Consider the following 20,495-nt stretch of genomic DNA (forward strand, 5'->3'; position numbering starts at 1 on the left):
ACGCGGCTGATGGGCGGGACCCGAGCAAGCCGGCGCTTCCTGGCACGTCGAGGGTTCTCCCTCTGCGAGCACTGACCGTCAGCGCCCTCGGGGCTTCAGGGTGCGGCCCGCGCGGATGAGGTCTCCCCCGCCCGGGATCCGGCCGAGTTGCCAAGGGTCGCGGTGGGCCGGACCGGCGCGGCCCGGGGCCGCGGGTCAGGCGGTCAGGCGGTCAGGCGCCAGCCTGCGTTCAGCGCCGGTTCAGCGGCAGTCGCCCGAGCAGCACGGCCATTCCGCAGGTGTCGGTGACCGCGGAGAAGACCAGGCCCGCCGCGATCGCCCCGGACAGCAGCTCGAAGGCCGGGTGGACGAGCAGCCCGAGTGGCGGAACGAGTCCTTGCGGAGGGGGCGGAGGAGGGCGGGGAAAGGGGAAGGGGGACGGGGCCGCGCGATGCGCCGGGTGGGGGCCCTGCCGCGGATACTAGGCACTGCGAACGCCCCCGTCCGGGACCTCGCGCGACCGCCACGAGTTCGCCATGTCGCGGCAACAACCCCACGGCCCCGGCCGCCGTGGCGGGCGTGGCCGCCGTAGCGATGGGTCTCGGCATGCGGAACGGGATGGTCCAGCACTCGGACTCCGCTTGCACGCTCCGGAGCCGCGCCGACAGGATGCGGCCATGGCCCCCGTACTGGTTTCGCGTCGTCACGTAGATCTGCTGCGTGTTTCGACCATGCTGTGTCGGGCCGATTCCCCTCGTGCGCACGGCTGTTGATCCGCAGGTCCGCTGAGGACCAGGCGATCCGCCGCTCCTGATCCCGCACGGAACGACCGCGCACCGCCCTGCCGTCTCCTTCCGTCTTCCCTGCTCCTCGCGTACACGTGTCACCTCCCTCGGTGGTGGCGCGTGCCGCGCTGCTGCTTCGACGAGGTCCCCTCATGCCGGAAAACCCCCTCCTGCTCCACTGGTTCCTGCCCACCGGCGGGGACGGCCGCGATCCCGGCGGTGTCACCGCCGTCCAGGGCCGTACCGGATCCGCCACCCGGCGGCCCGCGGACATCCCGTACCTGGCCCAGGTGGCCCGCGCCGCCGAGCAGGCCGGGTTCCACTCGCTGCTCACGCCCGTGGGGCTCGGTTGCGTGGATCCCTGGATCCTCACCGCCGCGCTCGCCCAGCACACCACCCGGATCGGGTTCCTGGTGGCGTTCCGCGCCGGATTCGCCAGTGCGACGCTGCTCGCCCAGCAGGCCGACGCCTTCCGCCGGTTCGCGGGAGGCAGGCTCGCGCTCAACGTGGTGACCGGCGGCGATCCCGCCGAACAGCGGGCGTACGGTGACTGGTTGGAGCACGACGCGCGGTACGCCCGGACCGAGGAGGTGATGACGGTCCTGCGCACCCTCCTTGACGGCAAGACGGCCGACCACCACGGGGCCCACCTGCGGATCGAAGGGGCCCGGCTCACCGACCCGGAACTGCGCCACCCCGTACCCCTGTACTTCGGCGGGGCCTCCCCCGCCGCCGAGGAGGTCGCCGCGCGGCAGGCCGACGTACAACTGCTGTGGGGCGAGCCGCCCGCCGCCGTCGCCGCACGCGTCACCCGGCTGCGGGAGCGGGCCCGGGCGGCGGGCCGCACCGTCCGGTTCGGCCTGCGGCTGCACGTCATCAGCCGGGACACCGCCGCCGAGGCCTGGTCCGAGGCGGACCGGATCCTCGCCGGGTTCGACCCGGAGGCCGTACGGGCGAGCCAGGACCGGTTCGCCGGCATGGACTCCACCGGGCAGGCCCGGATGACGGCGCTGCACGGCGGAGTGGTGGACGCCGCCCGCCTCACGGTGGCGCCGAACCTGTGGGCGGGCATCGGCCTGGTCCGCGAGGGCGCCGGGACCGCGCTGGTCGGCTCGCACGACGAGGTGGCCGCCCGGCTCGCCGAGTACCGCGCCCTGGGCATCGACGAGTTCGTCCTCTCCGGCTACCCGCACCTCGAAGAGGCGTACCGGGTCGGCGAGGAAGTGGCCCCGCGGCTGCGCGCCCTGACCGGGGCGGAAGCCCCGTGACCGCTCCCACGACGACGGCGAAGCCGGCGGCGTCCGGCCCGGACCGCCTCCCGCAGCCCGCCCCCGAACCGGCCGGCACCGGGACCGGGGCCGCTTCCCCTCGGCGGGACCGCCTGCGCGAAGCCTTCCGGTGGGGCGGACTGCGGCTGGTCGCCCTCGCCGTGCTCCTCGCCGCCTGGCAGGCGGTGGTCTCGGCCGAGGTGTGGCCGCGGGTCCTGGTTCCCTCGCCCGGCGATGTGTGGCGGCAGTTCGTCCTGGCCTCCACGGTGCACGACGGGGTGCGCGGCTACGGCGGCCATCTGCTGATCGAGCATCTGGGCGTCAGCCTGGGCAGGATCGGCACCGGCTCCGCGTACGCCGCGCTGGCCGGGGTGCCGCTGGGACTGCTGATCGGTACGGTCCGGCCGCTGGCCGTCGTACTGGAGCCCGCGGTGACGTTCCTGCGGACGCTGCCGCCGCTGGCGTACCTCTCGCTGCTCGTCATCTGGTTCGGCATAGACGAGGCCCCCAAGATCTGGCTGCTGGTCATCGCGGCCCTGCCGCCGATCGCCGCGGCCACCGCGGCGGCCGTACGCACCGTGCCCGGCCAACTCGTGGAGGCCGCACGGGCGCTGGGGTCGGGGCCGACGGCGCTGCTGCTGTCCGTACGGCTGCCCTCCGCACTGCCCGAGATCCTGACCGGTGTCCGCATCGCCGTCGGCGTGGCCTACACCTCGGTCGTCGCGGCGGAGACCATCAACGGTGTACCCGGCATCGGCGGCATGATCCGCGACGCGCAGCGCTACAACCAGACCGCGCTGGTGATCGCGGGCATCCTCGCCATCGGCCTGTCGGGGATCGTGCTGGACGCGCTCCTGCGGCTCGTCGAGCGGATCGCCGTGCCGTGGCGCGGCCGCGCCTGATTCCCGGCCCGTTCCTTCTCGTTTCCCTTCCCCCTTCCTTCGTCGTCCGACCCCAGACCGGAGAGCGTCCATGCCCGCACGCCTGTCCCGCCGCACCCTCCTGCTCACCGCGGCCGTCGCCCTGACGGCCTCCGTCACCACCGCCTGCGGAGGTGACGGCGACACGGCAGGCGGATCCTCGGGGCGGACCACCGTACGGATCGCCTACCAGGCGATACCCAACGCCGACCTGGTCGTGAAGAACCAGCGGCTGCTGGAGCAGGCTCTTCCCGAAGTCGACGTGAAGTGGGTGAAGTTCGAGTCCGGTGGCGACGTCAACACGGCCGTCATCGCCGGGTCGGTCGACCTGGGTCTGGCCGGGTCGAGCCCCGTCACCAAGGGGCTCTCCGCGCCGCTGGACATCCCGTACAAGGTGGTGTGGATCCACGACCTGATCGGGGACAACGAGGCGCTGGTCGCCAAGCCCGGGATCGGTTCGGTGAAGGACCTGGTGGGCAAGAAGGTGGCCACTCCCTTCGGGTCGACGGCCCACTATTCACTGCTCGCCGCGCTGACGGCGGCGGGTGTCGAGCCGTCGTCCGTGCAGACCATCGACCTCCAGCCGCAGGACGCGCTCGCCGCGTGGAAGCGCGGGGACATCGACGCCGCCTACGTGTGGGCGCCGACGCTGGGCGAACTGGCGAAGGACGGCAAGGTGCTCGTCACCAGCCGTGAACTGGCCGAGCAGGGCAAGCCGACGGCCGACCTGGGCGTGGTGACGAACGCGTTCGCGGCCAAGCACCCGGAAGTGGTCACCGCCTGGATCAAGGCCCAGGACACGGCTGTCGCACAGGCGCGCACGGCACCGGACCAGGCCGCGAAGTCCATCGGGGCGGAGCTCGGGCTGCCGGCGGAGGAGGCGAAGCGGCAGCTGTCGGAACTGGTGCTGCTCAGCGCGAAGGAGCAGACCGGACCCGACTACCTGGGCAAGCCGGGCGCCCCCGGCAAGCTCGCGGCGAACCTGCACGACGCCGCCGTGTTCCTGAAGGGGCAGAAGGCGGTCGACTCCGTGCCGGACGAGGCGGTCTTCGGGCGGGCGCTCGCGGTGGAGGAGCTCGGCCGTGCCGCGAACTGACGAGCCTGACACGCGGACCGCGGTCGTCGAGCTGGCGGGCGTGTCGGTCCGGTACGGGTCGGCGAAGGCGCCGGTGACGGCGCTCGACGGCGTGGACGTACGGATCCGCGCCGGCGAGTTCGTCGTCCTGGTCGGGCCGTCCGGCTGCGGCAAGACGAGCCTGCTGCGCGTGGTGGCGGGCTTCGAGCGGCCCGCCACGGGCCATGCCCGGGTCCGGGGCGCGCTTCCCCGGCCGGGCGCGGGGGCGGGGGTGGTGTTCCAGCAGCCCCGGCTGTTCCCCTGGCGCACGGTGGGCGGGAACCTCGCCTTCGCGCTGGCCCGGCTGGGCGTGCCGCGCTCCGGCCGGCCCGGCCGGATCGCCGAGCTTCTGGAGCGGGTGGGACTGCCCGGGATGGCGGGCCGGCGGACGTGGGAGCTGTCGGGCGGTCAGCAGCAGCGGGTGGCGCTGGCCAGGGCACTGGCCGCGGAGCCCGAACTCCTGCTCATGGACGAACCGTTCGCCGCGCTCGACGCCCTGACCCGGGAGCGGCTCCAGGAGGAGGTGCGGGCCTTGGCCGGGCGGCTCGGCACGACGGTGCTGTTCGTGACGCACTCGGCGGAGGAGGCGGTGCTGCTGGGCTCCCGGGTGCTGGTCATGGCCGCGGGGCCCGGCCGGGTGGTGGCGGAGCTGCCGGTGGACCTGGACAGGGGGCCCGGCACGGACGTGGCCGCGCTGCGGGCCTCTCCCGAGTTCGCCCGGCTGCGCGGCCGTCTCACCGAGATCATGCGCGGCGGAGCCGTTCCCGGCCCGTGACGGCCGACCGCGACACCGGCCGCGACACCGGCGGAGGTCCGTGCGCCCCCGCCGTGTGTTGCCCGCATGCTGCGGGAACGTGAACTGCGTGAACAAGCTGTGGCCGGCTGCCACGTAAGGATCCGAATCGCGGGGGCAGCGGATAGCGTCGCGGTCAGAGCCGTTCCGGGGAGCAACCGCCACACGGAAGCAAGGGTCGGGCCGCACCATCGGCAGCCGCCCCGTCGGCCGTTCTCACCACACCGGCCGGCCCCTGGGTGCCGCGGCACCCGGTGCGGCCGCCGGCTCCTCGCTCCGCAGCCCCGTTCCCTCCCCCTCCAGTCACGAGGACCCCCTGATGCCGTTCTCCCTGCCCGCCGGCGGGCGCCTTGCCGTGCTCGCCCTCTCCCTCACCGTGGCGCTCGGCAGCGCCCCCGCCGCCGCCGACCCGGCTTCCCCGTTCGGCCCGCAGGCGCCGCAGAACCCGGCCACCGCGGCCAACGGCGCCGCGACCATGCACGGCGACAGTGCCTCGAGCGGTACCACGCCCCACCCGGGTCCCGGGACGTCCGGCGTCGACTACTCCCGCACGGCGCTGGCTTCGGCCTGCCCCACCGTGGTCGTGGGCAGCGACGGCTACGTGATCGCGCTCTGCACCACCATCTTCGGCCAAACCCCGACCGTGCACCTGCTCGACCCCGCCAGCGGGGCCGACCTCGCCTCCCTTGCCCTGCCCAAGGGCAGCCTCTTCGGCGGCGTGTACGCCTACCTCGACAACGGCGACCGGCTGGTCGTCGTCGACGGGAACAACAACCTCGTGCGCGTCGGCCACCGCCGCGCCGGCTCCGGATGGGCCCTCCAGATCGAGGAGTCCACCCCGCTCGGCGACGCCGTCCCCGCCGGGGACAACATCGTCGGTCTGACCCCCGACTGGGAGGGCAGGGTCTGGTTCGCCACCAGCGGCGGTGTGATCGGGACCGTGCACACCGGCACCGGGGCGGTGCGCAGCATCAGCACCGGCGAGGGCGTCCAGAACAGCATCTCCACCGTCCCCGGCCGGACCGCCGTCGCCACCGACCACGCGCTCTACCTCCTGTCGGCCGGGCCGGACGGCACCCCCGTGGTGGACTGGCGGGCGCCGTACGACCGGGGGCCGGCCCGCAAGCCCGGCCAGCTCAGCTGGGGCACCGGCACGACCCCGAGCTTCTTCGGGCCGGGCAACGGCACCGAGTACGTCACCATCGTCGACAACGCCGCCCCGCACGGGAACCTGCTCGTCTACCGGGCGGCCGGCGGACCGGACCCGATCTGCCGGATCCCCGTGCTCACCCAGTACGCCCGCAGCGGCACCGAGGACGCCGTCATCGCCTCCGGCCGCAGCGTCTTCGTCACCAACACCTACGGCTACCCCTACCCGGCCCTGCCCGAGGGCGCTCCGGCGAGCCAGCCCTCCTCCGCGAGCTTCGAGGGCGGTCTCAGCCGGATCGACGTCAACGCCGAGGGAACGGGGTGCTCGGTGGTGTGGAACAGCCCGGTGAAGTCCGCCGCTCTGCCCCGGCTCTCCCTGGCCGACGGGAAGATCTACACCGTCTCGGTGACCGGGCCGACGGGCAGCGCCGGGCTGAACACCTTCGCCCAGTACCACCACTCCGTCATCGATCCGGCCACCGGCGCCCAGCTCACCAGCTCCTTCCTGGGCATCGGGCTGGTCTACAACCCGCTCCAGATGCGGGGGACGGCCGCCCCGGACGGCACCCTCTACCAGGGCACCGAAACCGGAGTGGTCCGCATCTCCAAGCGCTGAGCCCACCGCAGCACGTGACCGGCACCCGGCTCGACGTGGTTCTGGGCCATGCGGGCGCCGACCTAGACCAGCACCGCACGCAACCGGGGGTACACAACGGCATGCCGGAGGGATATACACGGGGTAAGGACAGTGCCCCGCCTTCCAGGCAGCCCCCCGTGCGGAGACCAGATGCCCGAGTTACCGCCCAGCACCGGCTTCGCGAGACCGCGCCCGTCCCGTTTCGCGCTCGTGTTCCAACTTCTTCTCGCGCTCGGGCTGGTGGCGGCGAGCCGCTGGTTCCACAGCCGGGACTTGTTGGGCAGCGAATTGGCTCTTTGGTGGCTGAGCCTGTTGCTCGGGGTTTCGGTGTTCCTCGCCGTGTTCGGACGGGGCGTTACGCGTCGCGACGGTACGGGGAGCGGGAACGCCGCACTCACGCGTACGCGGTCCGGTTCGAATGGATGGGCGTGGCTGATGCTCACGGCGGTACTGGTGCCGGTCGCGGTGGTGGCGGATCGCCCGTGGAACGCACCTTGGTGGCCGGGCCGTCACGAGGCCTCCCGGCTGCCAGACCCCTGCCTCGCCGGAGCGGCTGCCGCCTCCCGTCTGACCCCCCACGCCCGCGGCGACGGCGACCAGCCCCCCCATGCGGGCTACGGCCCGGGAGCTCGCTGCGTGTGGCGGGATACGGAGAACGGCGCGACGCTCTGGGTCGAGTACGGCCTCGCGGAATGGAAGGGGTCCCTGGGAGGGAGCGCGACGGACGCCGCGCGGAAGCAGCAGGCTCTGAACGGCCGCGTTGTCGAAGAAGAAGGATCACGCACCGCACCGGTGGCCGGCCTGGGCGACGAAGCGAGCAGCGTATCGGTACCGGGCCGCGAGGCGGCTGTTCTGGTCCGCGTCGCCAATGTGACCGTGAGCGTGAGGTATCTGCTGCCGCCCACCACCGGCCCGGATCCGGCACGAGACGACGCCGCAGCCCGCTCCGCGGCCGAGCAGGCCGCTCGCGAGGCGGTCGGCCCCATACGTCTCGACTGACCACAGCCGGGGTGGGCCCCGGAGGGGCGCCCGGATCCGGGCGCCGATCTCTAGGCGCGCCTTCGGGCCGGGGGCGGGGTCGATGAGATGCGGGCGTCGTTCCCTCCGGGCAGAGTGGGGAAGGACCTGTTCGTACCGAGGTGGTCCCCTGTGGTCCCGCGTGCTGGAGACGGGACGGAGTGATGCGAGGATTGTCGTGACGTCGGAGTGATCGATGTTCCGCAGAAGGCCGACCGACAACAGCGAGGACCTTCTGGTCCGGCTCGGGTCGCTGACCGCCAGGGCTCGGGAGTTGGCCGAGACGCAGCGTTCCCGTGTGGAGCTCGCCGTGGCCCTGCAGCGCGGCATGCTGCCCTCGGACCTGCCCAGTTTTCCGGGCGCCCGGCTGGCCGTCCGCTATGAGCCAGCCAACCACGGGCTCAACGTGGGCGGTGACTGGTACGACGCCTTCTCCCTGCCCGGCGGGAAGATCGGCATGTCCATCGGTGACGTGCAGGGGCACAACATCGAGGCCGCCGCCTTCATGGGACAGGTCCGCGTGGCGCTGCGCGCGTTGGCCTCCGTCACCGGAGACCCGGGAGAGCTGCTCGGTCGTACCAACGACCTGCTGATCTCTCTGGGCGCCGACCTCTTCGCCACCTGCACCTTCCTGCGGCTCGACCCCGCTGCCGGCACCCTGGAGTGCGCCCGGGCCGGTCACATCCCCCACATCTGGGCCACCTCCGACGGCCGCTCCGGCATCGACGACAGCGAGGGCGGGCCTCCGCTCGGGGTGCTCCGCGACGTCGACTACCCGGCCACGCGCCACCGGCTCACGGCCGACGGTGTCTTCGTCCTCCTGACCGACGGGGTGGTGGAGGGGCCCTCGCTCCACGTCGACGAGGGCCTGGACCGGGTGACGCGGCTCGCCGGGATCACCGCCGTCGCCGGGCTGGACGTCGACGCGCTCGCCACCGCCGTCATGAAGCTGGCGGCCACGGTGGGGCACGAGGACGACGCGGCCGTCCTCGTCGTCGGCCATGACGGCGGTCCGGCCCGGCCGGCGGTCGAGGGGTGAAGGGGGTTCGCCCCGGGTCGGCCCGCCCCGGTTCGGGCCAGACCCCGGGCCGGTGCGGGCTCCACCAGCCGGTCCGGACTCGTGCCGTACGGCGGCGCCCGACACGCAGGGGTTCTTGCCCGGTCGTGGCGGCCCGGCCGGTGTCTGATGGCTGGCGTGTTGGTTATTCGGCAATTCCGGCCCTTTACCGAGGCGGCGCTGATTTCGCTGGCCGTGGCGGTCTGCTACTACGCGGCCGGACGGCTCGGCCTGCTGGGCCGCCTCGTCGTCGAAGGCGTGGTGGCCACCCCCATCTGGCCGCCCACCGGCGTCGCCGTCGCCGCCCTGCTGCTGTTCGGCGCGCGGGTCTGGCCCGGGATCGCCCTCGGCTCCTTCCTCGTCATCGCCTCCCTGACCACCCCAGGGCCCACCACAGTGGTCGCCGTGGCGGGCAACACCGTCGCGCCGCTCTGCGCCTTCCTGCTGCTCAGACGGGTCGGCTTCCGGCTTGACGTGACGCGGCTGCGGGACGGACTCTCGCTGGTCTTCCTCGGCGGGTTCGGCGCCATGCTGATCAGCGCGACCGCGGGGGTCGGACTGCAGGTGGTGACGGGCTCCCTGGACCGGAGCGAGTTCTGGGCCGTGTGGCTGGCCTGGTGGGCGGGCGACACGATGGGGGTGCTGCTCGTCGCTCCGCTCCTGCTCGTACTCGCGGGGCCGGCCGGACGGTTCCGGGCAAGGCGCTGGAAGGAGGCGGTCTTTCTGGGGCTGACGGCCCTGGTTCTCATCCCCGTGGCCGTGCTCAGCCCGATGAGCCTGCTCTTCCTCGTCTTCCCCCTGCTGGTCTGGGCAGCGCTCCGCTTCCAGCTCGCCGGCAGCGTGCTGTGCGCGCTCTTCGCGTCCGTATGCGCCACCTTCGCGGCGATCTCCGACCGGGGCGCGTTCTTCCACCTCTCGGACGTCGAGATCATGGTCAAGCTCCAGACGTTCAACGGCTCCGCCGCCCTGACCGCCCTGCTCCTCGCCTCCGTCATCACCGAGCAGCGTGCGACCCGCCGTTCGGTGCGCCGCGCCTGCGAGGAACTGGCGGAGGTCCTGGAGCACCTCGCGGCGGGCGAGCCCTCGCCGGGTCCGCCCGCCGGGCCCCCGCCCGAGCCCACCGAGAGCCGGGCGGCCCCACCCGGCGGACACGGGAATCCGTGACCCTCCACGTCCGCGACGGATGCGCTCGACGGTGGCCGCGGCGCTCACGGTCGGGGCGTGGGTCCGGGGGCGAGGGGTCCGCTGTCACCGCCGGACGTCTTGTTCCCGCCGGGAGAGAGGGCGGGGAAGCGGAAGGCCGGCCGGCGTCGACCGGCGGGTCAGGGCGACGCCGGTGAGGACGACCGCCATTCCCAGGGCGATCCGGAGGCTGAAGTCCTCGTGGAGGACGACGGCGCCGAGGGCCACGGAGACCACGGGCAGCAGGTAGCCGACGGTGGCCGTGGGGGTGGCGCCTTCGGCCGCGATGTTCCGGTAGGTGAGGTGGAAGGTGACGCCGGTGGCGACGACGCCGAGGATCACCGTGGCGATCAGCTGTCTCGGGGTGATCTCGATCGGTGTCAGGCCGCCCGCCGCCAGGGTCGGCGCGGTGAGGACGGTCGCGGCGGTGAGCTGCGCCGCGGACAGCGCGAGGGTCGGGATGCCCTTGCCGACCAGGTGACGGCTCATGAAGAGGAAACCGACCGCGTAACCGGCCGCCGCGCCGACGATGGCGAGGGCTCCCCAGCCGCCCGACCCGCCGGCCTGCCACGGCGCGAAGATGAGCACCACACCGGCGAATCCCAGCAGCAGGCCGACCACCCGTGCCGGCCGCAGACCGCCTTCGGTGCCGACGGCCGCGCCGAGGAGCAGGGACCACAGAGGGGTCGTGGCGTTCAGGACGCCGGCGACGCCGGAGTCGATGCTCTGCTGCCCGAAGCTGAAGAGGGCGAACGGCAGGGCGTTGCAGAAGAAGGCCGCGACGACGATCCGGCCCCAGACGGCCGGGCCGCGGGGCAGCCGCCGGCCGGAGAACAGGCAGAGGGCCAGCAGGGTGACCGCCCCGAGCAGGCACCGGCCGAACGTCACCTGCACCGGTGTCAGCGCCTCCAGGGCCACCTCGATCCAGAGGAAGGTCGAGCCCCAGAGCAGGGCGAGCACGCCGATGCGCACCCCTGTCCGGCTTCTGTCCATGACGCCGTTCACCGCTGCCTCCTGATCGGTCCCGGGGACATGAACGGTGCCGCACTCTTCTCGGAAGGACAAGAAAAAGGTTCTGCACTTCTTTTAAGCTGTGCTACATGATCGACGTGAGACGCATGCAGGTCCTGCGCGCCGTGATCACCAGCGGCTCGGTGACGGCGGCGGCCGCACATCTCGGCTACACCCCCTCCGCGATCAGCCAGCAGATCGCGGCCCTGGAGAAGGAGGCGGGGATCGCGCTGCTCGAACGGGTGGGCCGGGGAGTACGGCCCACAGAGGCCGGACTGCTGCTCACCCGGTACACGGCCCTCATCAGCAAGCACCTCGCCGAGGCCGAGACCGCGCTCACCGATCTGCGCGCCGGGCGCGCGGGCCGGCTGACCGTCCGCTACTTCGCCTCCGTCGGGCCGACCCTCCTGGCGCCCGCCCTGGCCCGCGTGCGCCGCGAGCACCCGGCGGTCGCGATCGACCCGCGGCTGGCGGACCCTGACGACGCGGTGGCGGAGGTGTCCAGGGGCGACGCCGACCTTGCCCTGGTCGTCCGGCCGCCGGTCGACGCGCCCCGGCGGGGCCTCCAGGTCGTGCACCTGCTCGACGACCCGTACCGCGCGGTACTGCCCGCCGGACATCCGCTCTCCCCCAAGCGCGTGCTCGACCTCACCGATCTCGCCGGTGAACCCTGGGTCCGAAGCGAGCCCCCCGGCCCCTGCCTCGCCCCGGTCACCGACGCCTGCGCCGCGGCAGGCTTCAGTCCTGACTTCGCGGCCACGTCGCAGGACTACGCCACCGCACAAGGCTTCGTCGCCGCCGGCCTCGGCGTCACTCTCGTCCCCCGGCTCGGACTGAGCGCCCGTCACCCAGGCGTCGCGATCCGCCGCGTCAGGCACCCCGAGCCGGTCAGGGCGATCCACGCCGTGATCCGGGCCGGTTCCCTGGAACAGCCCGTCCTGCGCACCCTCCTCGACGCCTTCCGCGAGTCGGCCGGGGTAGGACGAGCGACAGCGGAGGCCGAAGGACACGTAGCCCCGCGCGGTTCATTGCCGCCCCAGTAGGCCCGGTAGAGCCCGAGGGGTGCCCGCCGGCTCCGCGTCCTTCAGGTAGGCGAGGGCGTAGCTGTTCCGCACGACCCGGCCGTCCCCGGCCTTGACGACGCCTGGGATGCGCGCGCCGACGAACCCCCTGTCGGCGATCTCGACGTCGGTCGTGTCCTCGGTCGAGGGCCGGAGGCTCACGCTGACGCTCCGTTTCCGCAAGCCGATGGCGTACGGATCCATCGGAGCATCACCGCTTCAACGCCGCATATCGGGTGAGGTCGAACCACCGGGAAGAGCCTGCTGCGACCAGACCGTCTTGCCTCGGGCCGCGTGGCGCGTGCCCCAGCGGTCGCTCAGGCTCATCACGAGGTACAGACCGCGCCCGCCCTCGTCGGTGTCACGGGCGCGGCGCATGTGCGGCGAGGTGCTGCTGCCGTCGGTGACCTCGCACGTCAGGTACCGGTCGCGGATGAGCCGGAGCCGCACCGGCCCCTTTCCGTAGCGGATGGCGTTGGTGACCAGTTCGCTGACGATCAGCTCGGTCTCGAACGCCGCCTCCTCCAGCCCCCAGGCGGCCAGTTGCCGTTCGGTGAGGGCCCGGGCGGTGGAGACCACCGAGGGGTCGGCCGGCAGGTCCCAGTGGGCGACCTGGTCTTCGGACAGCCCGTGGGTGCCGGCCAGCAGCAGGACGGCGTCGTCCTCGGCGTGCTCGTCGGCCAGGGCGTGGGCGATCGCGTCGACTGTTTCGGACAGCGAGCGGTCCTGGTGTGCCAGTACGCGTCGCAGCGTCCGGGGAGCGTCGTCACGGCCCGCGAGCAGTCCGTCCGTGTACAGGCAGAGGACCGTGCCGTCGTCGAGGTCGACCGTGGTCGTCTCGTAGGCGCCGTGGGCGGTGCCGAGCGGGGCGCCGACACCGGCCTCCGCCTCGACGGGCTCCCCCGTCGGCGGGGCGAGCAGGGGGGTGGGGTGGCCCGCCGAGGCGAGGGAGAGCCGGCGCGTCGCCGGGTCGTAGACCGCGTACGCGCAGGTGGCGACCGCCGCGCCGGTGCCGTCGCCGTCGTTCCCGTCCCCCGCGCCGTCGGCACTCTCCCCGGCCAGCCGGGCGGCGATCTCGTCGAGATGCGTCAGCACCTCGTCCGGTTCCAGGTCGAGGTAGGCCAGCGTGCGCAGCGCGGTGCGGAGCCGGCCCATGGTGGCCGCGGCCTCGATGCCGTGTCCGACGACGTCTCCGACGACGAGGCCCACCCGGGCTCCGGACAGTTCGATCACGTCGAACCAGGCCCCGCCGGCCGTCACGGGCAGGTACAGGTGAGCCGTCTCGACCGTCGTCAGCCGCGGGGTCCGGCTCGGCAGCAGATGCCTCTGGAGGGCGGTGGCGGTCTTCCGCTCCCGGGTGTAGCTGGAGGCGTGGTCGATGCCCAACGCGGCCCGGGAGGCGACCTGCGCCGCGAGGTCGAGGTCCTGTCGCGTGTACGGCCCGGGCCGCTCGCAGCGGTAGAGCGTGAGCACACCGAGGACGCCCTCGGGTACGACGAGGGGGACGCTCATCAGTGAGCGCACCCCGGCGGCGGCGAGGGCCCGTGCGTGCTGGGACACCTCGGGGGGCCAGGCGCCGGTGTCGTCCAGCCGGGCCAGCAGGCGCGGCGTGCCGTCCTCGAGGGCCCGGGTGAACGGAGTGGCGAAGGTAAGCGTCTCCAGGACCGCGTCCCTCTCCCCGGCCCGGGCTCCTGGCCCGGCCAGGAAGGCCGCTCTGCGCAGGGGCGGGCCGGGGTCCGCCGGGCCGGGCCGACGCTGGTCGCCGCGGAGCACCACGTCCCGGATGTGCACGGTCGCCGCGTCGGCGAGGGCCGGCACGAGCACGTCCGCGAGTTCGCGGGCGGTGGTCATGGCGTCGAGCGTCGTGCCGACGCGACGGTGCGCCTCGTGGAGCAGGTCGAGGCGCGCGCGGGCCGCCTCGCGCTCGGTGACGTCCTCGACCGCCATGACCACCCCGGGTCGCCCGTCGGCGGCCTCGTCCACGCGGAACAGGGAGACGGAGACCGTCATGTCCTGCTCCGGCAGGCCGGTCGGCCTGCCCTTCACGAGGTGGCGGAGCACCGAGCGGCCCGTGCGCAGGGTCTCCCCGGCGAGAACGGCGAGCCCGGCCGTGTCGAAGCCCGTGCCGACCTCGCCGAACGTCCGTCCGACCACCTGATCGGCCGCGATGCCGCGCAGGCCCCGGGGCGTGGCGTTGTACCGGCGTACGCGCAGCCGCTCGTCGAAGAGGAAGAGGCCCAGCGGCGACTGCGTGAACAGGTCCTCCAGCACGGCCGAGTCCGAGCCCTCGGTACGGCCGTCGGTGTCGGCGTCACCCACCGGGGGTACCTCCTGTCCCTGCCGCGCTGAGGACGCACGGTCCTCCCTCAGGTCTACGTCGCCGCCGCCACGCCCGCGAGCCGGAGCCGCCCGAGCGGCTCCTCACCCGGCCGGCCGTCCACCGCGAGCAGGGGGGCGAGAGCCCCGGCCGGGTGACGGCCCGGGCTCTCGGTGGGGCGGCAGCAGCCCGCTGACAGGGTCCGCAGCCGCTCGACGTACCGACAACACCGGCATCCTCCCCTCGGCTGCGGCCTGTTGAGCATCTCTCCGGCTACCTCTGAGTACGCGTACTCACGGCACGGCAGCTCTCCGGTGACGAGAGTGGTGCCAGACCAAGCGAAAGGGAGACCACCGTGCACACGCCCCGAGGAATGAACCGATCCGCCGCCGCCCCGCACCCCGGAAAGACCCGTCTCATAGCTGCTGCCCTCGTGAGCGCGGCCGCGGTCGTGGCCCTCACCGGATGTGCCGGTATCGAGTACCGGGAGGACATCTGCGGCAGCGGCGAGTACCCCGTCCTGTCCGTGGGCGGGACCGGGTCCGCCTGCGTCTCGGACAAGCAGGAGCCCCCCGCGGGATTCGTGCGATACCCGGAGGGCAAGGTGCCGCAGCAGGTCGACGACCAGTGGGACGTGTACTGGAACACCCACACGCTCGACAAGGACGGCAAGATCATCGACGCCCCGGACGCGGGCTGACGTGGGAAAACCCGATCCGACCGGCACACCTGTCAGCCGCCGCGGCTGCAGTCACGGGGCCAGGTGATCCGGCCCTCCTGGGGTCCTGTCCGGTCTCGCACAGCGGCGGGCCCCGGTCCCCGGAGCGGCGCGTCCCGCCTTGCGCAGGCAGGTGGAAGGCTGGGAGGTATGGCTTTTCGAGCATGGTTGGACGCCCGGCGTTCCTCGGAGCCGGGTCACGCACCCGCGTTGCTTGTGATCCCGCTCGGGCTGATCGTCACGGCCTGTGTGGTGGACGTGCTGGCTCCGCCGCACATCCACCTCGGTCCGCTGCTCGTGGCAGCGCCCGCCATCACGGTGGCATTCGCGGGCGCGCGCATGACGGCGCTGATCGGGGCTCTCGCGGTAGCGGCCCAGGTGCTGATCGGCGTGCTCAGAGGGGTCTTGTACACCGCCAATATCCAAGCCCAGATCGCTGCGCTGATCGTCGTCTCGGCCGTTTGTGTCATCGTCTGCGTGGTGCGAGACCGGCACGAACGGCAGCTGCACCAGGTGCGGTCGGTGGCCGAGGCAGCACAAAGCGTCCTCCTGCGGCCGCTGCCCGCACGCTCCGGCCCGTTGCGGATCGCCGGCCTGTACATCCCTGCCGAGGAGGAAGCCGAACTGGGCGGCGATCTGTACGCGGCCGCGCGCACCGCCCACCACAGCACCCGGCTCCTCCTCGGCGATGTGCGCGGCAGCGGCCTCGGCGCCATCAGCAACACCGCCCTGCTGCTCGGTGCCTTCCGGGCAGCCGCCCATCGCCAGGCCACCCTGCCCCGCCTCGCCGTCCACCTGGACGCCGCGTTTCGCTGGGACGCCAGTCAGTGGCGATCACCGACCGAGCAGGAGGCCACCGAGGACTTCGCCACCGCCGTGCTGCTCGACATCCCCGACCACGACCCGGTCGTCCACCTCATCAGCTGCGGTCACCCACCGCCACTCATCCTCCGCGGAAGCCGGCTCATCCCACTCGTGGCCGAAGCGAGCCACCTTCCGATCGGCCTCGGCGGAACATTCGGCATCGCCGACTACACCGTCCAGACTTTCCCCTTCGAGGCCGGCGACCTGCTGCTCCTCTACACCGACGGCGTCATCGAGGCACGCGACACCGACGGCCGCTTCTACCCCTTCACCGAACGGGCGCCGCAGTGGACGACGGAAGACCCGGACGAGCTGCTGCGCCATCTCCGGGACGATCTGCTGGCCCACGTCCACGGGCACCTCGACGACGACGCGGCCGTCGTCGCCGTGCGTCGCCTGGCAGCTGTCCCTCCGCCGCCCGGACCCGCCCGGTAACGGAGGCGGGCCGCCTTCGCCCTGGCGACCGGCGTGGTCGGACATCGAGGGGCGCTCTCGACTGGACCGGCCACTGTCATGGCCTGATCCCTGCGACTGGAAACAGACTGTTACGGTTCGCGGACACACCGTAGAAACGGGCTGTCATTTACCGCTGATCGTTTTCCGATCCAAGGAGCCCACCGTGACCCGTTTCCGTACCACCATCATGGTTCTCGCCGCCGCCGCGACGGTCGCCCTTGCCGCCGCGCCCGCCCAGGCGGCCCCCGGTGACGTGACGACCACCTGCGCGAGCACCGCCACCCCGAACGGCTACGTCGACGTCAGCTGGGGTTACAGCGCCAGCTGCGGCACCCAGAACTTCGACCCGAACATCAAGCAGATCAAGCAGCTCACCGGCCTGCCCATAGGCACCGTCGTCCAGGCCTGCGGGTCCACGTACTACCCGGCCGGCTGGACCCAGACCAGCTCCTACTACTCCAGCTCCTGCGTCGCGTGGCCCAACTCCGGTTTCAACAACAACGCCTGGACCCTCAAGCGCGTCTCCTGATCACACCTTCCGAAAGCGGCCCCGCCTCGCGAGCGGATCGAGCGAGGCGGGCGCACAGGTGCTGTGTGGTGCCAGCAGGGTGCCGACCGAAAGATCTGAACCTGTACCGGGAATCAGGCCGCGACGAGCTCCTGCTCGCGGTCCGGCGTCTTGACCTTGGGCTTCTTGTTCGGCAGCGAGAGGCGGAAGACCTTGTGCCACGCGGAGAACACCTGCTTGGGCAGCGGCCCGGTGACGTACTCCAGCTCGTACTTTTCGAACAGTGCGCGCACCTTCACCGCGACCTCGGCGTACCGGTTGCTCGGCAGGTCCGGGAACAGGTGGTGCTCGATCTGGTGCGACAGGTTGCCGGTCATGAAGTGCATGGCCCTGCTGCCGCTGATGTTCGCCGAGCCCATCATCTGGCGCAGGTACCACTGGCCGCGAGTCTCGCCCTTGATCGACCGGCGCTCGAAGACCTGCACGCCCTCGGGGAAGTGCCCGCACATGATCACCGAGTGGGACCAGATGTTGCGGACCAGGTTCGCGGTGAACGTGGCGGCGAGCGTGGTGAGGAACGACGGGCCCGACAGCAGCGGGTGGATCACGTAGTCCTTGAGCACCTGCTTGCGGATCTTGCGGCCCACGGCCTTGGCCCGCGCGCGGAACTCCGGGTCCTTGCGGCGGCGCTTGTGCAGGTTCTTGCCGAGCTCCAGGTCGTACGCCGCGATGCCGTACTCGAAGAAGCAGGCGTTGATGAAGTTCCACAGCGGCTGGCCGAGGTGGAACGGGTGCCACCTCTGGTCCTCGTCGACGCGCATGATGCCGTAGCCGAGGTCGTTGTCCTTGCCGATCACGTTGGTGTACGTGTGGTGCAGCTCGTTGTGCGAGTGCTTCCACTGCTCGGACGGCGAGACGTGATCCCACTCCCAGGTGGTGGAGTGGATCTTCGGGTCCCGCATCCAGTCCCACTGGCCGTGCAGGATGTTGTGGCCGATCTCCATGTTGTCCATGATCTTCGCCACAGACAGCCCGGCGGTGCCGATCAGCCACGCCGGCGGGAAGATCGAGAACAGCAGCACGCCCCTGCTGACCAGCTCGAGCTTGCGCTGCGCCGAGATGACCTTGCGGATGTAGGCGGCGTCCTTCTCGCCACGGTTGGCAAGCACCTCATCGCGGATCGCGTCCAGCTCGCGGCCGAGCTCCTCGATCTGCTCCGCGGTCAGGTGGGCGGTGGGGTCGATGGCGGTCAAGGTGCTCCTACCGTTCGATGTCGCAGGGGCCCGCCGCGGCGGACACACAGGTCTGGATGAGGACGCCCGGCTCGGCCTCGGTGATCTCGCCGGTGCGCAGGTCGCGGACGGCGCCCGCCTTGAGCGGCGTGACGCAGCCGAAGCAGATGCCCATGCGGCACCCGGACGGCATGAGCACGCCGGCCTCCTCGCCTACGTCCAGCAACGGCGTGGCGCCGTCCGCGCCGACGGTCTTGCCGGTGGCGCTGAACGTGACCTCGCCGCCTTCACCGGCGACGACGATGCCGGGCCGGAAGCGTTCGGTGTGCAGGCGCTCCAGTACGCCGTGCTCGGTCCAGTGCTCCTCGGCGGCGTCGAGCAGGCCGGCGGGCCCGCAGGCCCAGGTCTCGCGCTCGGCCCAGTCGGGCACGAGTTCGTCGAGACGGGCGATGTCGAGCTTGCCGTCCGTGTCGGTGTGCACCTCGGTGAGCCGCAGCTTCTTGTCCGCGACCAGGTCGTGCAGTTCCCTGCGGAAGATCACGTCTTGTGGCCGCGGCGCGCAGTGGACCATGACGACGTCGTCGAACTCGGTGTCGCGCAGCATGCCCATCACGGGCGTGATGCCGCTGCCGGCCGTCAGGTAGAGCACCTTGGCGGGCCTGGCCTCCGGCAGCACGAAGTCACCGGACGGCTGGTCGAGCTGGATCAGCGTGCCCGGTTTCGCCCTGCGGACCAGGTGGTTGCTGACCTTGCCGTCCGGGATCGCCTTCACGGTGATCGTGACGCGGCCGTCCTGGCGGTTCGTCGGCGAGGTGAGGGAGTAGGCACGCCACAGGCGTACCCCGTCGACGTCGACGCCGATCCTCACGTACTGACCCGCTGTGTGGCCGCGCCAGCCCCGCCCCGGCCGGATCACGACAGTCGCGGCGTCATCCGTCTCAGGGAGCACGGCCTCGATGCGCCCCCGCAGGTCGGCGCCCGCACGCAGCGGGCTGACCAGGTCGAGGTAGTCCGACGGCAGCAGCGGCGTCGTGACCATCTCCAGCAGTTTCCAGGCCCTGCTGCGGAGGGCTGCACTCGTCATGACTCCAGCTTGCTGTGCCTCAGGGCGTAAAGTCCTGACCACAGGATGTAAATCTGGTCGGCTGAATTGTTCGCAGGGAATGAAATATGAGCCATCCAATCCGGAGGGTCACCGAAATGGCCCTGGATGAGACGACGGTCACCGCGCTTCGGGCCACGCTGAAAACCACCGCCGACGAGGTCGTCCAGGCGATCATCGACGAGGTCCCTCCCTACGCCAACGCCCTTTCCGGCCGCATGGGCGGCACCATCCGCCGAGCCGTTCGCACCGCCCTGGGGCACTACCTGGACCTCGCGAGCGGGAACGCCACGGGCGGCGACGGCGGCGACGCGGCCTACGAGCTGGGCCGCGGCGAGGTGCGCGACGGCCGTTCGATGGACGCCCTGCTCAGCGCCTACCGCGTCGGCGCCCGCGTGGCCTGGCGATGCCTGGCAGCGGGGGCCGTACCCGCAGGTCTGCCCGCCGCGGAGGTCGCCAAGTTCGCCGAGCTGACCTTCGCCTACATCGACGAGCTCTCCGCCGCGAGCGCCGCGGGCCACGCCGACGAACTGGCCGCCCGGGGCAGGGCCCACGAGCTCCACCTGGAACACCTGGCCCGCGACCTCCTCGCCGGCGCGAGCCCGGACGTGCTGCTGGCCTCTGTTCAACGGGCCGGGTGGCAGCCTCCGGTTTCGCTGACCGCGGTCCTGCTGCCCGCCGCCCAGGCCCGGCCCGCCTACCGGGCGCTCGACCCGAGCACCCTCGTCCTCGACGATCTGCCGGACACCACCGGTGTGCTGCTCGTCCCCGATGCCGACCGATCACATCTCTTGCGGCAGCTGACCGACCGCACCGCCGTGGTCGGCCCCGCCCGGCCATGGACTCGTGCGTCCGCCTCGTACGCACGAGCCGCACGCGCCCGCTCCCTCTCCTCCGATATCCGCGACACCGAGGACCACCTGCCCGAGCTGGTGCTGAGCGCCGACGTGGACGCGTTCGCAGACCTGCGTGCCCGAGCCCTCGCACCGTTGCGGACCCTGCCTGTCGCGACCGCACGGCGGCTGGAGGAGACGCTGCGGGAGTGGCTGCTGCACCAGGGCAGGCGGGACGAGGTGGCGGCGGCGTTGTTCGTCCATCCCCAGACAGTCCGATACCGGATGACGCAGCTGCGGGAGCTGTTTCCGGATCTCGCGTCGCCCCACCGGGTCCTCGAACTGACGCTGGCGGTCGGTCTTCGGGTCAGCTGACGCACGCTTCGGCCGTTGGCGATCCGGTCGGCAGACTGCGGGATCACGGCCCGCACTCCGCGTCGTCGCAGATGGCCCCGGATGGCTCGCGATGAATACGCCTCGTAGGCATCGACG

The 20,495-nt window shown here is 72.2% G+C and carries 18 protein-coding genes and 2 pseudogenes; 13 read left to right on the forward strand and 7 right to left on the reverse strand.

Going from position 1 to position 20,495, the window contains the following annotated elements:
- Positions 1–229 precede the first annotated feature (229 nt).
- Positions 230–361: pseudogene (locus ACZ3ZE_RS06255) on the reverse strand (rhodanese-like domain-containing protein); the annotation flags it as partial.
- Between the two features lie 555 nt (positions 362–916).
- Between ACZ3ZE_RS06255 and ACZ3ZE_RS06260 the strand changes: the two are divergent.
- From ACZ3ZE_RS06260 to ACZ3ZE_RS06295, 8 genes are all read left to right on the forward strand, one after another.
- Positions 917–2,032, forward strand: coding sequence for an LLM class flavin-dependent oxidoreductase (locus ACZ3ZE_RS06260; protein ID WP_467257657.1), 1,116 nt, complete (start codon positions 917–919; stop codon positions 2,030–2,032).
- Complete coding sequence (locus ACZ3ZE_RS06265) at positions 2,029–2,934, forward strand: ABC transporter permease (protein WP_467257659.1); 906 nt, start codon at positions 2,029–2,031, stop codon at positions 2,932–2,934. The genes ACZ3ZE_RS06260 and ACZ3ZE_RS06265 overlap by 4 nt, the downstream gene beginning before the upstream one ends.
- A gap of 70 nt (positions 2,935–3,004) precedes the next feature.
- Positions 3,005–4,048, forward strand: a complete 1,044-nt coding sequence (locus ACZ3ZE_RS06270) for a taurine ABC transporter substrate-binding protein (RefSeq protein WP_467257662.1) — start codon at positions 3,005–3,007, stop codon at positions 4,046–4,048.
- Complete coding sequence (locus tag ACZ3ZE_RS06275) at positions 4,035–4,841, forward strand: ABC transporter ATP-binding protein (RefSeq protein ID WP_442304546.1); 807 nt, start codon at positions 4,035–4,037, stop codon at positions 4,839–4,841. The genes ACZ3ZE_RS06270 and ACZ3ZE_RS06275 overlap by 14 nt, the downstream gene beginning before the upstream one ends.
- 337 nt (positions 4,842–5,178) lie before the next feature.
- Positions 5,179–6,624, forward strand: coding sequence for a hypothetical protein (locus ACZ3ZE_RS06280; protein ID WP_361171038.1), 1,446 nt, complete (start codon positions 5,179–5,181; stop codon positions 6,622–6,624).
- Positions 6,625–6,795: 171 nt separating this feature from the next.
- Entirely contained in the window at positions 6,796–7,644 is an 849-nt protein-coding gene (locus tag ACZ3ZE_RS06285; RefSeq protein ID WP_467257665.1) for a hypothetical protein, read from the forward strand.
- A 214-nt stretch (positions 7,645–7,858) separates the two neighbouring features.
- The gene (locus ACZ3ZE_RS06290) at positions 7,859–8,701 is read left to right on the forward strand and encodes a PP2C family protein-serine/threonine phosphatase (RefSeq protein ID WP_361171032.1); all 843 of its coding nucleotides are present in this window, start codon (positions 7,859–7,861) and stop codon (positions 8,699–8,701) included.
- A gap of 147 nt (positions 8,702–8,848) precedes the next feature.
- Positions 8,849–9,883 carry an MASE1 domain-containing protein gene (locus ACZ3ZE_RS06295; RefSeq protein WP_467257668.1) on the forward strand — a complete coding sequence of 345 codons (1,035 nt, stop codon included), beginning with the start codon at positions 8,849–8,851 and terminating at the stop codon, positions 9,881–9,883.
- Positions 9,884–9,967: 84 nt separating this feature from the next.
- Here the strand turns inward: ACZ3ZE_RS06295 and ACZ3ZE_RS06300 are convergent, their stop codons facing one another.
- Entirely contained in the window at positions 9,968–10,894 is a 927-nt protein-coding gene (locus tag ACZ3ZE_RS06300; RefSeq protein ID WP_361171026.1) for a DMT family transporter, read from the reverse strand.
- A gap of 107 nt (positions 10,895–11,001) precedes the next feature.
- Here ACZ3ZE_RS06300 and ACZ3ZE_RS06305 point away from each other — a divergent pair, with 107 nt between their 5' ends.
- Entirely contained in the window at positions 11,002–11,955 is a 954-nt protein-coding gene (locus ACZ3ZE_RS06305) for a LysR family transcriptional regulator (protein ID WP_467257670.1), read from the forward strand.
- Here the strand turns inward: ACZ3ZE_RS06305 and ACZ3ZE_RS06310 are convergent.
- Positions 11,938–12,135 carry a hypothetical protein gene (locus ACZ3ZE_RS06310; protein WP_467257673.1) on the reverse strand — a complete coding sequence of 66 codons (198 nt, stop codon included), beginning with the start codon at positions 12,133–12,135 and terminating at the stop codon, positions 11,938–11,940. The two genes, ACZ3ZE_RS06305 and ACZ3ZE_RS06310, sit on opposite strands and share 18 nt — an antisense overlap.
- 57 nt (positions 12,136–12,192) lie before the next feature.
- Entirely contained in the window at positions 12,193–14,292 is a 2,100-nt protein-coding gene (locus ACZ3ZE_RS06315; RefSeq protein ID WP_467257675.1) for an ATP-binding SpoIIE family protein phosphatase, read from the reverse strand.
- 371 nt (positions 14,293–14,663) lie between these two features.
- On the opposite strand from ACZ3ZE_RS06315, the gene ACZ3ZE_RS06320 reads away from it, so the two are divergent.
- The 3 genes from ACZ3ZE_RS06320 to ACZ3ZE_RS06330 all read left to right on the forward strand — a co-directional run bounded on the left by ACZ3ZE_RS06320 (position 14,664) and on the right by ACZ3ZE_RS06330 (position 16,857).
- Positions 14,664–14,990: an SCO0607 family lipoprotein gene (locus tag ACZ3ZE_RS06320; protein ID WP_361625742.1), complete on the forward strand. Its 327-nt coding sequence runs from the start codon at positions 14,664–14,666 to the stop codon at positions 14,988–14,990.
- Between the two features lie 168 nt (positions 14,991–15,158).
- Positions 15,159–16,307, forward strand: a complete 1,149-nt coding sequence (locus ACZ3ZE_RS06325) for a PP2C family protein-serine/threonine phosphatase (RefSeq protein ID WP_467257678.1) — start codon at positions 15,159–15,161, stop codon at positions 16,305–16,307.
- 184 nt (positions 16,308–16,491) lie between these two features.
- Entirely contained in the window at positions 16,492–16,857 is a 366-nt protein-coding gene (locus ACZ3ZE_RS06330; protein ID WP_361171009.1) for a hypothetical protein, read from the forward strand.
- 113 nt (positions 16,858–16,970) lie between these two features.
- Here the strand turns inward: ACZ3ZE_RS06330 and ACZ3ZE_RS06335 are convergent, their stop codons facing one another.
- Both ACZ3ZE_RS06335 and ACZ3ZE_RS06340 read right to left on the reverse strand, forming a co-directional pair.
- Positions 16,971–18,089 carry a fatty acid desaturase family protein gene (locus tag ACZ3ZE_RS06335; RefSeq protein WP_361171006.1) on the reverse strand — a complete coding sequence of 373 codons (1,119 nt, stop codon included), beginning with the start codon at positions 18,087–18,089 and terminating at the stop codon, positions 16,971–16,973.
- A gap of 7 nt (positions 18,090–18,096) precedes the next feature.
- Complete coding sequence (locus ACZ3ZE_RS06340) at positions 18,097–19,152, reverse strand: ferredoxin reductase (protein WP_361625709.1); 1,056 nt, start codon at positions 19,150–19,152, stop codon at positions 18,097–18,099.
- Positions 19,153–19,238: 86 nt separating this feature from the next.
- Between ACZ3ZE_RS06340 and ACZ3ZE_RS06345 the strand changes: the two genes are divergently transcribed.
- Positions 19,239–20,378, forward strand: coding sequence for a helix-turn-helix domain-containing protein (locus tag ACZ3ZE_RS06345; protein WP_361171000.1), 1,140 nt, complete (start codon positions 19,239–19,241; stop codon positions 20,376–20,378).
- 14 nt (positions 20,379–20,392) lie between these two features.
- On the opposite strand, the pseudogene ACZ3ZE_RS06350 reads toward ACZ3ZE_RS06345, so the two are convergent.
- A pseudogene (locus ACZ3ZE_RS06350) lies at positions 20,393–20,488 on the reverse strand (IS5/IS1182 family transposase); the annotation flags it as partial.
- Positions 20,489–20,495 lie beyond the last annotated feature (7 nt).

The sequence above is a fragment of the Streptomyces sp. NPDC023157 genome (assembly GCF_055560575.1).

What these genes read in the sequence shown, in the direction of transcription:
- ACZ3ZE_RS06260 (WP_467257657.1), top strand. Translation starts at nt 917, where the DNA reads ATGCCGGAAAACCCCCTCCTGCTCCACTGGTTCCTGCCCACCGGCGGG.
- ACZ3ZE_RS06270 (WP_467257662.1), top strand. Translation starts at nt 3,005, where the DNA reads ATGCCCGCACGCCTGTCCCGCCGCACCCTCCTGCTCACCGCGGCCGTC.
- ACZ3ZE_RS06280 (WP_361171038.1), top strand. Translation starts at nt 5,179, where the DNA reads ATGCCGTTCTCCCTGCCCGCCGGCGGGCGCCTTGCCGTGCTCGCCCTC.
- ACZ3ZE_RS06285 (WP_467257665.1), top strand. Translation starts at nt 6,796, where the DNA reads ATGCCCGAGTTACCGCCCAGCACCGGCTTCGCGAGACCGCGCCCGTCC.
- ACZ3ZE_RS06290 (WP_361171032.1), top strand. Translation starts at nt 7,859, where the DNA reads ATGTTCCGCAGAAGGCCGACCGACAACAGCGAGGACCTTCTGGTCCGG.
- ACZ3ZE_RS06295 (WP_467257668.1), top strand. Translation starts at nt 8,849, where the DNA reads ATGGCTGGCGTGTTGGTTATTCGGCAATTCCGGCCCTTTACCGAGGCG.
- ACZ3ZE_RS06300 (WP_361171026.1), bottom strand. Translation starts at nt 10,894, where the DNA reads ATGGACAGAAGCCGGACAGGGGTGCGCATCGGCGTGCTCGCCCTGCTC.
- ACZ3ZE_RS06305 (WP_467257670.1), top strand. Translation starts at nt 11,002, where the DNA reads ATGATCGACGTGAGACGCATGCAGGTCCTGCGCGCCGTGATCACCAGC.
- ACZ3ZE_RS06320 (WP_361625742.1), top strand. Translation starts at nt 14,664, where the DNA reads ATGAACCGATCCGCCGCCGCCCCGCACCCCGGAAAGACCCGTCTCATA.
- ACZ3ZE_RS06325 (WP_467257678.1), top strand. Translation starts at nt 15,159, where the DNA reads ATGGCTTTTCGAGCATGGTTGGACGCCCGGCGTTCCTCGGAGCCGGGT.
- ACZ3ZE_RS06340 (WP_361625709.1), bottom strand. Translation starts at nt 19,152, where the DNA reads ATGACGAGTGCAGCCCTCCGCAGCAGGGCCTGGAAACTGCTGGAGATG.
- ACZ3ZE_RS06345 (WP_361171000.1), top strand. Translation starts at nt 19,239, where the DNA reads ATGAGCCATCCAATCCGGAGGGTCACCGAAATGGCCCTGGATGAGACG.